This window comes from Caulobacter sp. DWP3-1-3b2, from assembly GCF_049896325.1.
GTDB lineage: Bacteria > Pseudomonadota > Alphaproteobacteria > Caulobacterales > Caulobacteraceae > Caulobacter.
This window is the reverse complement of the sequence record NZ_JAFCUB010000047.1, coordinates 1-12737: the sequence shown is the minus strand read 5'-3', so window position 1 is coordinate 12737 and position 12737 is coordinate 1. Positions and strand designations below refer to the sequence as shown.

The following is a 12737-nucleotide window of genomic DNA, read 5'->3' as shown; positions in this document are numbered from 1 at the left end:
AGACACCCCATGGCCAAGCTGCAGCTCCTCGAAACCTTTAGCCTGCAGGAAACCGAGAACGGCTATAGGCTGCTGGTCTCGGCGGTGGGCGGCGACGCCCTCTATGTCGAGATCACTTCGGCCCAGATGGACGACATCATCGAGAGCCTCGAAGCGGCCATGGGCGGCGAAGAGGACGGTGACGCGGTCGAGGACGACGAGGCGTTCTAGGGCAACGGCTTATGCCGCAAGCCGCTCGCCTTCGCGCCCTGACGCCCTACGCCGCCTTGCTGGGCGCCATGGTGTCGTTGTGCATCGGCACGTCCTTCGCCAAGAGCCTGTTCCCGCTGGTCGGGGCCCAGGGGACCAGCGCCTATCGGGTGGGGTTCTCTGCCCTGATCCTGCTGGTGGTCTGGCGGCCCTGGCGCACCCGGTGGGCGGGGCCGGATCTGAGAGCGGTGGCGACCTATGGCGCGGTCATGGGGGCGATGAACCTGTGCTTCTACATGTCGCTGCGGACCATCCCGATGGGCCTGGCGATCGCGATCGAGTTCACCGGCCCGCTCAGCCTGGCCATGCTGCACGCTCGCAAGCCCAGCCATTTCGCCTGGATCGGCCTGGCGGTGGTCGGGCTGGCCCTGCTGCTGCCGTTGGGCGACGCCAGCCTCAATCTCGACCCGGCAGGCGTGGCCTTCGCGGCGGCGGCGGCGGTGTTCTGGGCGCTCTATATCGTGGCCGGCCAGCGAACCGGTCATCTGCATGGCGGCCAGTCGGTGGCCCTGGGCATGACCACGGCCGCCCTGGTGGTGGCCCCGTTCGGGATCGTGGCGGCCGGGACCAAGCTTATGGACCCCATGGTGCTGGGCCTTGGCCTGGTGGTCGCCGTGGTCTCCAGCGCCATCCCCTATTCGCTGGAAATGGTCGCCATGCGCGGCATCTCCAAGCGCAGCTTCGGGGTGACGCTCAGCCTCGAACCGGCGGTCGGGGCGCTGGCGGGCCTGCTGTTGCTGGGCGAGCACCTGGTCCCCCGCCAATGGCTGGCCATCGCCTTCGTCATCGCCGCCTCGGTCGGCACGGCCCTGTCGGACCAGGCCGGGCGGCGGCAGGAGGCGCCGCTGCACGACTAAGCGTCGATCCCCGACTTGATTTAAGGCCAAGCTTCGATCTAATGCGCGGGTGCAACCCAGAGTAAGTTGATCCATGCCTAGACCCATCGGGGCCGCCCTGACCGGCCTTACCCTTTCCGCGTTGGCAGGGACGGCGCTCGCGGCCGAGACTCCCGCCGCCACGGCGTTCGGGGCTCGCCAGAGAGTGCAGCAGGCCAGTCTGTCGCCCGACGGCCAGTCGATCGCCCTGGTTCAGCCCTTGGCCGAAAGCCAGGCGACCGCCGTATTCGTGGCCCGGCTGGACGGCGCCGGCCAGCCCAAGCCTATCCTCGGTTCATCCGGTCATCCCGACCGCCTGACCAACTGCCACTGGGTGTCCAACGGCCGGCTGGTCTGCGGCATCTTCATGATGGTGGATCAGGACGCCGAGAAGATCGGCTATTCACGCATCGTTGCCGTCAACGCTGACGGGACCAAGGTGCAGGAGCTAAGCGCGCGCTCCCGCGGGATGGCGGTGGCCTACCGGCAGGACGGCGGCGACATCGTCGATTGGCTGGCCGACGACGCCAATGGCGCGCTGTTGATGACCCGGTCGTTCATGCCCGAGGAGACGACAGGGACAATGCTGTCCAACCAGAAGAGCGGCCTAGCGGTCGAGCGGGTCGACACCACCACCCTGGCCCGCAGCCCGATCGAGCCGCCGCGCGGCGATGCGGTGGAGTATCTCTCCGACCAGCACGGGGCGGTCCGCATCTACGGCCAGCAGCCCAAGACCAATGCCGGCTACCGGACTGCGCGGACCAACTATTTCTACCGCCTGCCGGGCGCCGGCGCCGACTGGCGGCCGCTCGGGACCTATGACGCCGAGGCCTACACGGGCTTCTCGCCCGTAGCGGTGGATCGCGACCTGAACGCCGCCTACGGCTTCGAACGGGTGGACGGTCGCCAGGCGTTGGTTAGGCTGTCGCTGGACGGCGCGATGAAGCGCGAGGTTCTGGTCGCCCGCGACGACGTCGATGTGGACGACGTGATCCGTATCGGCCGCCAGAACCGCGTGGTCGGGGCCAGCTTCGCGACCGACAAACGCCAGTCGGTGTTCTTCGACCCGGCCCTGCAGAAGCTGGCCGCGTCCCTGTCCAAGGCCTTGCTGGGCCATCCCGTCGTCACGTTTGTTGACGCCAGCGCTGATGAGAAGCGGCTGTTGTTGTGGGCCGGCAGCGACGTCGATCCGGGGCGATACTACCTGTACGACCGCAACACCCACCAGCTTAGCGAGGTCATGGCCCAGCGGCCCGAGCTGGCGGATTTCAAGCTCTCGCCGGTTCAGGCCATCACCTACAAGGCCGCCGACGGAACCATGGTGCCGGCCTATCTGACCCTGCCGCCCGGCAGCGACGGCAAGAACATCCCCGCCATCGTGATGCCGCACGGCGGGCCGGAAGCGCGCGACGAGTGGGGCTTCGACTGGCTGTCGCAATATTTCGCCAACCGCGGCTTCGCGGTGCTGCAGCCCAACTTCCGGGGCTCGTCGGGCTATGGTGAGGCCTGGTTCGAGAAGAACGGCTTCCAGTCGTGGCGCCAGGCGGTCGGCGACATCAACGACGCCGGGCGCTGGTTGCAGAGCCAGGGCGTCGCCGCGCCGGGCAAGCTGGCCATCGTCGGCTGGTCCTACGGCGGCTACGCGGCCCTGCAGTCTTCAGTGCTAGACCCCGACCTGTTCCAGGCCATTGTCGCGGTCGCCCCAGTCACCGACCTGGAGACCCTGCGCGAAGAGGCGCGCCTCTATGACAAATACAAGCTGGTCGACGCCTTCATTGGCCGGGGACCGCACGTGAAGGAAGGCTCGCCGGCCCGGAACGCCGAGAAGATCAAGGCGCCGGTGCTGATGTTCCATGGCGACGACGACACCAATGTCGGGATCGGCGAGTCCCGCCTGATGCTGTCGCGGCTGAAGGCGGCGGGCAAGAGCGCCGAGTTGGTGGTGTTCAAGGACCTGGATCACCAGCTAGACGACAGCGCGGCGCGCGCCCAGATGCTGGACAAGGCCGACGCGTTCCTGCGCAAGACGCTGGGGCTGTAGGGTCCCTGCTCCCGCAAGGGGAGAAGGATCCAGGCCCTTGCCAGCGCGGCGCCAGGACCGCAATCTCCGCTCAAAAGCCTAGGGAGACGCCCGTCATGACCGTCAGCCTGTTCACTTTCGTGGATCTGTTCACCCGCCACCTGGGGACCGCCGAGCACCTGCTCACCAAAGGCGCGGCCCATGCCGCGGCCCACGGGCTGAGCGAGGAAGCCGTGCTCGACTGGCGGCTGATCGACGACATGCACCCGCTGCGCTTCCAGCTGATGGTGGTCTGCAACTTCGGCCAGCAATGGCCGGCGCGGGTGGCGGGCCTGCCGGTCCCCGAAGCGGTCGGCGACCAGCTTGACCTGGCCGGTTTGAAAGCCGCCATCGCCGGGGCGAAGGCGTTCCTGGCGGGGCTGACGGCCGAACAGTTCGAAGGCCGCGACTCGGTCCTGCTGACCTACGCCATTGCCCAGGGCATGGAGCCGACCCTGGAGTCCGGCCGCTGGCTGAGTGTCTTCGCGACGACCAACCTGATGTTCCACCTGTCGACGGCCTACGCCATCCTGCGCGCCAAGGACGTGCCGCTGGGCAAGCCCGACCTGTTCGTTGCGGGGCTTTAGGCGGGCGCTAACCCGCCATCGTCTCGCGCTTTTCCTCGAGCGCCAGCCATTCTTCCTCGGCCGTGGCCAGGTCGGCTCGGGCCTTGTCGAGAGATTTCATCACCTTGCCGAAGCTGACCGGGTCCTTGGCATAGAAGGCCGGATCGGCCAGTTTGGCCTCGATGTCGGCGATGATCTTGGGCGAGGCGGCGACCAGGGTCTCGCACTCCTCCAGCCGCCGCTGATCCTTGTAGGACAGCTTGACGGTCTTCTTCGGCGGGGCGGGCGCGGGCGGCGGGGTCAGCACCGCCTTGTGCGAGCCGGTGCCGGTGGCGAAGTCGCCGGCCGCTCCCCGGGCGCCCTTGAAGAAGTCCGGGGCCTGGTCGATCAGGTCGGTCCAGCCGCCCGGGGTTTCCAGCACCTTGCCATGGCCGTTCATGGCGATGGTCGAGGTCGCCAGGCGGTCGATGAAATCGCGATCGTGGCTGACCAGAATGAGGGTTCCCTCGAAATCAGCCAACAGCTCCTCGAGCAGGTCCAGCGTGTCCATGTCCAGGTCGTTGGTCGGTTCGTCGAGCACCATCAGGTTGGTCGGCGAGGCCAGCGCCCGGGCCAGCAGCAGGCGGTTGCGCTCGCCGCCCGACAGGCTGGTGACCGGCTGGCGCAGCTGAGCCTCGGTGAACAGGAACTCCTTGGCGTAGCCGGCCACGTGCTTGGCGATGCCGCGCACCAGAATCGAGTCGCCGCCGCCGGGGGTCAGAAAGTCCCACAGGGTCATCTTCTCCGACAGCGCCATACGGTTCTGGTCGACATAGGAGATCTCAAGATTGGTGCCCAGCTGCACCGTGCCCTCGTCGATCGGGATCTCGCCCAGCAGCATCCGCACCAGCGTGGTCTTGCCCGCGCCATTGGGGCCGACCAGAGCCACGCGGTCGCCGCGCAAAATGCGGGTCGAGAAGTCCTCGATGATCGTCCGGTCGCCGAACCGCTTGGTGACGTGCTTGGCCTCGACCACCCGCTTGCCCGACGTGCCCGAGCTCTCGACGGCCATGGTCATGCTGCCGCGCTTGTCGGACTGCAGGTCCTTCTTTTGGCCGCGCAGGTCCATCAGGGCGCGGCGACGGCCCTCGTTGCGGGCCCGGCGGCCTTGGACGCCGCGGGCCAGCCAGGCGTTTTCCTTCTCCAGCTGCTTGTTGAGCCGCCGCTCCTCGTCGGCCTCGGCCGACAGCACCTGCTCGCTCCACAGCTCGAACTCGGCGAAGCCCTTGTCCAGGCGGCGCACCTTGCGATGCTCCAGCCAGAAGGTGCGCTGGGTGACGCGGTTGAGGAAGGCGCGATCGTGGCTGACGATCAGGGCGGCGCACTTGGAGCCGGCCAGCTCCTCTTCCAGGGTCTGGATCGCGAAGATGTCCAGGTGGTTGGTCGGCTCGTCCAGCAGCAGCACGTCGGGCTGTTCGGCGAACGCCCTGGCCAGCGCCGCCCGGCGACGCTCGCCGCCCGACAGGCCCTGGGTGCTCTTGGCGTAGTCCAGGCCGAAATCGGCCAGGGTGGCGTGGGCCTCGTAGTCCTCGGCCCCGCCGGCCGTGCAATAGTCCAGCAGGGTGTCGCCGGTGATCTCTGGCTCCTGGCTGACATAGACGATCTTCGAGCCCGGCTGGGCTGAGCGCTCGCCGCTGTCGGGCTCTACGCCCTGGTTGGCCAGGATCTTCAGCAGGGTGGACTTGCCAGCCCCGTTGCGCCCGACCAGGCAGGCGCGGATCCGCGGCTCCAGGGCCAGGTCGACGCCGTCGAACAATGGCTTGGCGCCATCGGCGAGGCGAACGTCCTTGAGGGCCAGGACAGGGGCCTTGCCAGAGGCGCGGAGAGGGGAAGCCATGATCGGTGGGTCTACTGTCGAACGGAAACGGAGGAGGAGGTGGGGGCTATAGCAGGGCCGGCGCAGGGGCGGGGGGATTTCTTGTTGCAGCGCGGCGGGGGCGGGGGCGGCGGAGGACGGGGATGAGGACGGGGACACACACTCACCCAGACCACGGCTCTCGCACGACCGAGGCGCTGGGATGAGTGTGTGTCCCCAAATCATCCTAAATCTCGGCTCTGGCTTTTAGCGGCCGCCCCAACCGCGTCGCGACCTGCAAAGCGACACGTGCGTCGGCGCTAATGTCGTCATCGAAGAAGGTAGCCATGTCGTCTCCCGGCAGTCTCGATAGAGGCGCGGGCGCCAGCAGCACGTCGGCATGACCGGTCAGGTGCGCTCTTACGCTGGACCATGGCCAGTCGATCGCCCGGCGAGTCAGGCCGGCTCGCACCGGGTTCAGTCCCACATAGCGGGCGCAGAGGCGCAGATAGGTCTCGTCCATCGGAAACGACGCGAACCGGCCTTGCCAAAGGTAACCCTTCCAGCCCTCACGGCGGTTGATGTGCCGAGTATAGCGGACATGGGTCATGGCGATCGCCTCGGCCAAGCCCTCGTCGGTCGAGGGAGTGGCGATGAGGTGGACGTGGTTGGGCATTAAACAGTAGGCCCAGACCTCGACCTCTGCTGCCTTGAAGGCTTCGGCCGCGAGCTGGAGATAGGTTTTGTAGTCGGCCGCGCAGAGAAAGGTTGGCTGTCGGCGGTTGCCGCGCTGAGTGACGTGGTGCGGCGTTCCTGGGATCACCACGCGCGCCGTTCTGGGCATGAGATGTCCCCATGTTTGTTCTATATTTGTTCTAGTTTCGCTCGTTGTCAATCGGAGAGGTGAATTGGCTGTTTGGGGACACACACTCACCCTGACGACGCTGCCAAGACGGCTTGAGTGAAGGAATGAGTGTGTGTCCCCGTCAGCCCTAAGCTAATAGGGCAGCTGTTCCGGCTGCGGCGCGGGCGCCGGAACCGGCGCCTCGGGGGCGACCACCGGCTCGGCCTCGGCGGCGGTGCGGGCGAATTCCGAGGCGAGGGTTTCGTAGAAGCCATTGCGCGGGTCGGGCGCGCTCGTGGGCGCGGCGTCAGGCAGCAGCCACGGGAAGTCTCGGATCGCCAGGCCCTCGTGGGCGCTCAGCATGAACCGCCGCCAGATGCTGGCCGGGATGTCGCCGCCGACCACCTTGTTCATCGGCCTGTCGTCGTCATTGCCCACCCAGACCCCGGTGACATAGTCCGGCGTAAAGCCCACGAACCAGGCGTCGCGCCAGTTCTGGCTGGTGCCGGTCTTGCCCGCCGCCGGCCAGCCGAAGGCGGCCCGCTTGGCGGTGCCGATCTCGACGACCTTTTTCATCATCCGCACCATCATGCTGGCCTTGGCGATGTCGTAGACGCTGACGAGATTGGGCGCGGCCATGTGGCTGAAGATCGCCCGGCCGTCCTGGGTGGTAATCGTCTCGATGACATAGGGCTCGAGCCGATTGCCGCCCTGCTGGAACACCTGAAACCCCGAGGTCAGCTGCAGCAGGTTCACCTCATAGGCCCCCAGCGCCACCGACAGGTCGGGGTTGGACGGCAGCGACGTTATTCCAAACCGCCGGGCCAGGTCGCCGATCGCCGGACCGCCAGCCTCCTGGGCCAGCTTGATGGCGATGGTGTTGATCGAATTGACCAAGGCGCTCTGCACGGTCATCGGGCCGCGATAGCCTCCGCTGTAATTTTCGGGTTTCCAACTGCCGAACTGGACCGGGCCATCCACGCGGATGTCGGTGGGCAGCACGCCCTTCTCCAGGGCGGCGGCATAGATGAACGGCTTGAAGCTGGAGCCCGGCTGGCGCTTGGCCTGGACGGCGCGGTTGAAAGGACTGTCGACATAGTCCGTGCCGCCGACCATGGCCCGGATCGCGCCGTCGGCCGACAGCGACAGCAGGGCCGCCTGGCGGGCCCCGGCGCTCTGCCCGCCGATGGCGATGGCCTGGCGCACGGTGTCGGCCCCCACATGCTGCAGGCGCGGATCGATGGTCAGGCGCACCACCAGGTCGGGGGCGTTCTGGCCGGCGATGCGCACGGCCTCGGTGGTGGCGTAGTCCAGCACCCAGCCAAAATCGCCCTCGTCCTGCCTCGCCAGGGGCGACAGGCGCGGGGTGTCGTCCAGGGCCCGGCTCTCCTGCTCGGGGGTGATCCAGCCTTCGCGACGCATATTGGCCAGGATCAGGCGCGAGCGGGCGATGGCTCCGCCCATGTCGCGGGTCAGGGCCAGGCGGGTGGGGGCCTTGGGCAAGGACGCCAGCAGGGCGGCCTCCGACAGGGTCAGCTGGCTGGCGGGCTTGTTGAAATAGGTCTGGGACGCGCCGTCGACGCCATAGGTGCCGGCCCCGAAATAGACCCGGTTCAAATAGAGCTCGAGGATCTCGTCCTTGGTCAGCACCCGCTCCAGCTTCCAGGCCAGGACCATCTCCTGGACCTTGCGCTTGGTGATCCGGTCGGGGGTCAGGAACAGGCCCTTGGCCAGTTGCTGGCTCAGGGTCGAGGCGCCCTGAACGGTGCGGCCAGCCCGGTGATTGACCCAGGCGGCGCGGACGATGCCATAGGGGTCGATGGCCCCGTGCTTGTAGAAGCGCTTGTCCTCGGCGGCCAGGAAGGCCAGCGGCAGGTAGTTGGGCACGCCGGCCAGGGTGATCCGCTGGCCGTAGCGCGGGCCGCGGGTGGCGATCACCTGGCCGCCTCGGTCCTCGAAGCGGATGCCCGGCGCGCGATTGACCGCGAACAGCGCCTCGCGCGAGGGCAGGGGCGGCACGTCGCGCAGGTACTTCCACCAGACCATGCCGACGCCGGAGCCCGCGGTGACCAGGCCCACGACGAACAGCGCCAGCACGGCGATCCAGATCCACCGGCCCTTCCGGGCCTTGGCGTGCTTCAGGTCGGCGCGGAACGGCTCTTCCGGCTCGGGCCGGCGTGGGGGTTCGGGCGGTGGGGGCGGTGGAACCGAGCCGAACTCGGGCGGACGCGCGCCCTGGGCCGGCGCCGCCTTGTCGTTGAACCGATAGGGCGGCAGCGTCCAGTCGTTCACGATCGTCCCATGGTCCCGGTTGGTATCGGCAGCGTTTGGGTTTAGGACGCCGGGATCATGGCGCGCAAACCTTTCTGGGAGACGAAGTCCCTAAACCAGATGACCGTCCCCGAGTGGGAAAGTCTATGCGATGGCTGCGGCCTTTGCTGCCTGGTTCGCTTCGAAGACGAAGATACCGGCGAGATCATCCCCACAAGGGTGCACTGCCAGCTGTTCAACACCCACAGCTGCACCTGCAGCGACTATCCCAACCGCAAGAAGACTGTGCCCGACTGCATCAAGCTGACGCCGCACAATATCGAGCGCCTGGCCTGGATGCCGCCGTCCTGCGCCTATCGCCGGCTCAACGAGGGCAAGACCCTGCCGCTGTGGCATCCGCTGATCACCGGCGATCCGGAGAGCGTCCACACGGCAGGGGTCTCGGTGCGGGATCAGACGGTGTCGGAGCTATCGTTCGACCAGGCCGAGGACGCCATGGACTTCGTGGCGCTGGACCTGATGTACGACAAGAGTGACGTGGTGGACTGGGAGCCGGAGGGGTAGGGGTAGGGGGCATGCTCCGACGGCCGGATCAGGACATGCTCTCTTCATGCATACGGCCCATTGCATAAGACGGCGTATAGCCTTCAAGTTCATTGCCGGTCGGTCTGATGGACCGCAAAAGCGCTTCGCGTACCCGCCCTTCTAGACCTTGCTTGCGATAGCCGAAAAGAAGGCCGCGAGCGTCGTCGGGCAGCGTCGCGAGAGACTGTCCCAGTTCTCGGTCGCTCAAATGAGCGACCTTGGCCGCAGCCTCGGTCACCCGAACCTCGGCAGCTCTAAGCTGGGTCTTTAACAATCCAACGATGACGTCGAAATCCGTCCAGAACTCCTCTGGAAGATCGCGCCGTATCGCCTGCATGTCCTTCCTGGCCACTAAGGCTTCCCACATGGCAAGTGGCGTGCAGCGGGAAATCAAGGCGTGAATTCGACAATACTCAGCCCCCTTTAATTTGAGGCGGTGACCATCCTGATAGCGGATCACGAACCCTTCGCCGTTTCGCGGCAGATGTTCGGCCTGCGCAATCAATTCGGCCAGGTCAAGGAAGCTGTGCCGGATGGCTGATCGCCAGGGTAATCGATCAGCGGTCTCTTGGATGGCGCCATAGGATAATTCGCGCCCGCTCCCGTCATAGGCGGCGAGAAGGACGAGCGCCTCGTCATCGTATTTGACCACGATGCGATTATCGGGAGAAACGGCCTCGAACAGGTAGGTTGTGTCAGGCTGCAGCGCGGCGAGGTCGGTCGACTTGAGTTGGCGCCTCGCCCAGAGGGCTTGGGCCGAGTCGAAGGCTCCCTTAGTCGCTGTGAGCCATTCCCGCTGATGCTGGAATGCGATGATCAGGCTGCCGTCCACCTTTTCGAAAGACTCGAATGGAAGCTCCCGCGTCTCGCCACGCGCCTCTCCCAAGTTGAAGAACTTGGGGAAAGGGGTGGCGACGATCCGCTTTCGCTGCTCATCTAGAACCAACCCTCGCGCGAGAGCCGTGAATTTTGTCCACCCGTCCTCGAACACGCACCTGGGCGTGTAGACAAAGAGCGACAACCCGGTGCCCGGATCGCGCCGTCGATGAACGTGGCCGAGCCCGCGCGCCAACTCCAATCCTTCGAGCAATTCATCGAAGTCAAAGGTGTGCGCTGGATGGACGACTGTATTCATCCTGCAAACTACCAAGGCAACATCGGCAATTTCAAGTTTCGTGTTGGGAGGAAAATACGCGGTGGTGCAACGACGGCTTCCACCTTTGCGGAAGCGCCAATGCTCCCCGGCGAACGCCCGCATCCGCCCCGGATGCGGTTGCGCCTTAAACCCTTGGTGGATTGGAGCTCTGGCGTTTGGCCGTGTCAAGGACCGGCCTCCGGCCGGCCGCGACGCGGCGGCCCTCCGGGCCGTCCTTGACACGGCCAAACGCCAGAGCAAGCTCGCCATCAAGGTTTCAAGGCGCGGCCTCGCCGTGGCGGGCGGATCGGGAAGGGGCTGGGCGGTCATCCCGTTGATCCGCTCATCCCGGCATTCGCCGGGATGAGCGGTGTTTCGGACCGCTGGCGAGCGGTCCACTAGGGCGCTTTTCAGCCCCCTCCTGGGGATAGAGCGCCGTCGACGCTGGGCGTCGAGCACACAGACCCAAGTAAAATCAATGCTCTAAAACTATCTCACCCTCTTTGCGCTGGCGCGCCCGCTGCTGCCGTATCTTTGTTTCATGGCCCGGAGAAGCGAGATGAGCCCCGAGGAACTGATGCGAGACGGCGATAGGTTGCTGGTCGAACTGCACATCGCCAACCTCTTCGACGTGCAGGACACCACCGCCCTGCGCACCCCGGCCGAGCAGACCAAGCTGCTCGGCTCCGTCGCTTTCACCGCGCGCCGGATGAACGCGACCGTCGCCGCCAGCCGCCGCTCCCTGGCCGATGTCATGGCCGACGCCAGGGCGATCAAGGCTTCCAGGATGAAGGCCCAGGCCGCCAACGAGAACGACGAGAACCCCAGCCCGGAGATGGAAATGGATGACGACTCTGGCCGCACCCCCGAACGCGTCGCCGCTTTTCATACCGAAATCCAGCGAAGACTGGCTGCTCTTGTTGAACGAAGAGAAGCTAAAGGAATGGGTCGCCAACACCCCGTGGTCGGCCTTGGAGCGTCAGATGAAGGCCTTGCGGCCGTCGCAGGCCCCTCACCAGAAAGCCCCATCTGACCCCTGGACCACTTGGCTGTTCCTCGGCGGTCGCGGCGCCGGCAAGACCTTCGCGGGCGCGTCCTGGATCGTCGACCAAGCCGAGCCCGGCGTCCACCTCGCCCTGGTCGGTCCCACCTTCCACGACGTGCGCGAAGTGATGATCGAGGGGCCGTCCGGCATCAAGAGCCTCTACCCGCCCGGCGAGCGGCCGACCTGGCGCGCCAGCCGCAAGCGCCTGGAGTTCAAGAACGGCGCCGTCGCCCAGGCCTTCTCGGCCGAGGATCCCGACAGCCTGCGCGGCCCGCAGTTCCACGCCGCCTGGGCCGACGAGTTCTGCGCCTGGCGGAGGCCCGCCGAGACCCTGGCCATGCTGCGCTTTGGCCTGCGCCTGGGCCAGGATCCGCGCCTGGTGGTCACCACCACGCCCCGGCCGATCCGCGCCCTGCGCACCCTGATCGCCGAGCCCGGCACGATCGACACCCGCGCGGCCACCGGCGCCAATGCGGCCTATCTCGCTCCGGCCTTCCTGGCCACGCTGCAAAGCCTGTACGGCGGCACGCGCCTGGCCGCCCAGGAGTTGGATGGCTTGATCGTCGAGGGCGAGGGCGGGCTGTTCCGCGCCGAGGACCTGGCCCGCTGCCGGGGCGCGCCGCCGGCCGCCTTCGACCGGGTGGTCGTGGCGGTGGATCCGCCGGCCACCGCCGGCGGCGACGCCTGCGGCATCGTGGTCTGCGGCCGGGCCGGCGACCGGGCCTTCGTCCTGGCCGACCTGACCGCGCGCGGCCTGTCGCCCCACGGCTGGGCGAGGCGCGCCGTCGAGGCCGCCCACCGCTTCGACGCCGACGCCCTGGTGGCCGAGGCCAACCAGGGCGGCGACATGGTCCGCGCCGTCCTGGCCCAGGCCGACCCGCCGTGCCCGGTCAAGTTGGTCAAGGCCTCGCTGGGCAAGCGGGCCAGGGCCGAGCCGGTGGCGGCCTTGTATGAACAGGGCCGGGTGGTTCACTGCGGGGCCTTTCCGGCCCTGGAGGAGGAACTGATGGCCCTGGGGTCGGGCGATCTGGGGCACAGCCCGGACCGGGCGGACGCCCTGGTCTGGGCGCTGGCGGACTTGATGCTGGGGATCGGGAGGCGGCCGCGGTTGTCGGTGCTGTAGGGGCCGCATACTCCCCCCACCGTCGGCTTCGCCGACACCTCCCCCACAGGGCTAGCAGATTCACACATGTCTGAGGGTGGCCTGTAAGTTAGCCAGGGTCCAGCCGCATTTGCGGTCCTGGAGGCTGCGCCAACCGCGTAGCATGACGATG

The 12737-nt window shown here is 67.0% G+C and carries 10 protein-coding genes and 1 pseudogene; 7 read left to right on the top strand and 4 right to left on the bottom strand.

The features are described from left to right. Window positions 1-9 precede the first annotated feature (9 nt). The 4 genes from ACP7AG_RS19865 (at window position 10) to ACP7AG_RS19850 (ending at window position 3770) form a co-directional block, all read left to right on the top strand. Window positions 10-210 carry a hypothetical protein gene (locus ACP7AG_RS19865; RefSeq protein ID WP_426014933.1) on the top strand — a complete coding sequence of 67 codons (201 nt, stop codon included), beginning with the start codon at window positions 10-12 and terminating at the stop codon, window positions 208-210. An 11-nt stretch (window positions 211-221) separates the two neighbouring features. After that, window positions 222-1106 carry an EamA family transporter gene (locus tag ACP7AG_RS19860; protein ID WP_426033030.1) on the top strand — a complete coding sequence of 295 codons (885 nt, stop codon included), beginning with the start codon at window positions 222-224 and terminating at the stop codon, window positions 1104-1106. A 73-nt stretch (window positions 1107-1179) separates the two neighbouring features. Then, window positions 1180-3165: an alpha/beta fold hydrolase gene (locus tag ACP7AG_RS19855; protein WP_426014929.1), complete on the top strand. Its 1986-nt coding sequence runs from the start codon at window positions 1180-1182 to the stop codon at window positions 3163-3165. Window positions 3166-3260: 95 nt separating this feature from the next. Continuing rightward, window positions 3261-3770, top strand: a complete 510-nt coding sequence (locus ACP7AG_RS19850; RefSeq protein ID WP_426033028.1) for a DUF1993 family protein — start codon at window positions 3261-3263, stop codon at window positions 3768-3770. A gap of 7 nt (window positions 3771-3777) precedes the next feature. Here the strand turns inward: ACP7AG_RS19850 and ACP7AG_RS19845 are convergent, their stop codons facing one another. The 3 genes from ACP7AG_RS19845 to ACP7AG_RS19835 form a co-directional block, all read right to left on the bottom strand. Then, a complete protein-coding gene (locus ACP7AG_RS19845; protein ID WP_426033026.1) occupies window positions 3778-5625 on the bottom strand; it encodes an ABC-F family ATP-binding cassette domain-containing protein in 1848 nt (615 codons plus the stop codon). Window positions 5626-5830: 205 nt separating this feature from the next. Further along, complete coding sequence (locus ACP7AG_RS19840) at window positions 5831-6427, bottom strand: transposase (RefSeq protein ID WP_426033024.1); 597 nt, start codon at window positions 6425-6427, stop codon at window positions 5831-5833. 153 nt (window positions 6428-6580) lie between these two features. Further along, complete coding sequence (locus ACP7AG_RS19835; RefSeq protein ID WP_426033022.1) at window positions 6581-8719, bottom strand: transglycosylase domain-containing protein; 2139 nt, start codon at window positions 8717-8719, stop codon at window positions 6581-6583. Between the two features lie 57 nt (window positions 8720-8776). On the opposite strand from ACP7AG_RS19835, the gene ACP7AG_RS19830 reads away from it, so the two are divergent. Next, the gene (locus ACP7AG_RS19830) at window positions 8777-9262 is read left to right on the top strand and encodes a YcgN family cysteine cluster protein (RefSeq protein WP_426033020.1); all 486 of its coding nucleotides are present in this window, start codon (window positions 8777-8779) and stop codon (window positions 9260-9262) included. 28 nt (window positions 9263-9290) lie between these two features. Here the strand turns inward: ACP7AG_RS19830 and ACP7AG_RS19825 are convergent, their stop codons facing one another. After that, the gene (locus tag ACP7AG_RS19825) at window positions 9291-10541 is read right to left on the bottom strand and encodes a T4 RnlA family RNA ligase (protein ID WP_426033018.1); all 1251 of its coding nucleotides are present in this window, start codon (window positions 10539-10541) and stop codon (window positions 9291-9293) included. 436 nt (window positions 10542-10977) lie between these two features. Between ACP7AG_RS19825 and ACP7AG_RS19820 the strand changes: the two genes are divergently transcribed. Together ACP7AG_RS19820 and ACP7AG_RS19815 are read left to right on the top strand one after the other, a co-directional pair. Further along, complete coding sequence (locus ACP7AG_RS19820) at window positions 10978-11451, top strand: hypothetical protein (protein ID WP_426033016.1); 474 nt, start codon at window positions 10978-10980, stop codon at window positions 11449-11451. Beyond that, window positions 11432-12586: pseudogene (locus ACP7AG_RS19815) on the top strand (DNA-packaging protein); the annotation flags it as partial. The gene ACP7AG_RS19820 and the pseudogene ACP7AG_RS19815, both read left to right, overlap by 20 nt. Window positions 12587-12737 lie beyond the last annotated feature (151 nt).

Bases quoted from the DNA above. Each gene is read 5' to 3' on its own strand.
- ACP7AG_RS19825 (WP_426033018.1), bottom strand. From the start codon at position 10,541: ATGCGGGCGTTCGCCGGGGAGCATTGGCGCTTCCGCAAAGGTGGAAGC.
- ACP7AG_RS19830 (WP_426033020.1), top strand. From the start codon at position 8,777: ATGGCGCGCAAACCTTTCTGGGAGACGAAGTCCCTAAACCAGATGACC.
- ACP7AG_RS19855 (WP_426014929.1), top strand. From the start codon at position 1,180: ATGCCTAGACCCATCGGGGCCGCCCTGACCGGCCTTACCCTTTCCGCG.
- ACP7AG_RS19845 (WP_426033026.1), bottom strand. From the start codon at position 5,625: ATGGCTTCCCCTCTCCGCGCCTCTGGCAAGGCCCCTGTCCTGGCCCTC.
- ACP7AG_RS19860 (WP_426033030.1), top strand. From the start codon at position 222: ATGCCGCAAGCCGCTCGCCTTCGCGCCCTGACGCCCTACGCCGCCTTG.
- ACP7AG_RS19865 (WP_426014933.1), top strand. From the start codon at position 10: ATGGCCAAGCTGCAGCTCCTCGAAACCTTTAGCCTGCAGGAAACCGAG.
- ACP7AG_RS19840 (WP_426033024.1), bottom strand. From the start codon at position 6,427: ATGCCCAGAACGGCGCGCGTGGTGATCCCAGGAACGCCGCACCACGTC.
- ACP7AG_RS19850 (WP_426033028.1), top strand. From the start codon at position 3,261: ATGACCGTCAGCCTGTTCACTTTCGTGGATCTGTTCACCCGCCACCTG.
- ACP7AG_RS19820 (WP_426033016.1), top strand. From the start codon at position 10,978: ATGAGCCCCGAGGAACTGATGCGAGACGGCGATAGGTTGCTGGTCGAA.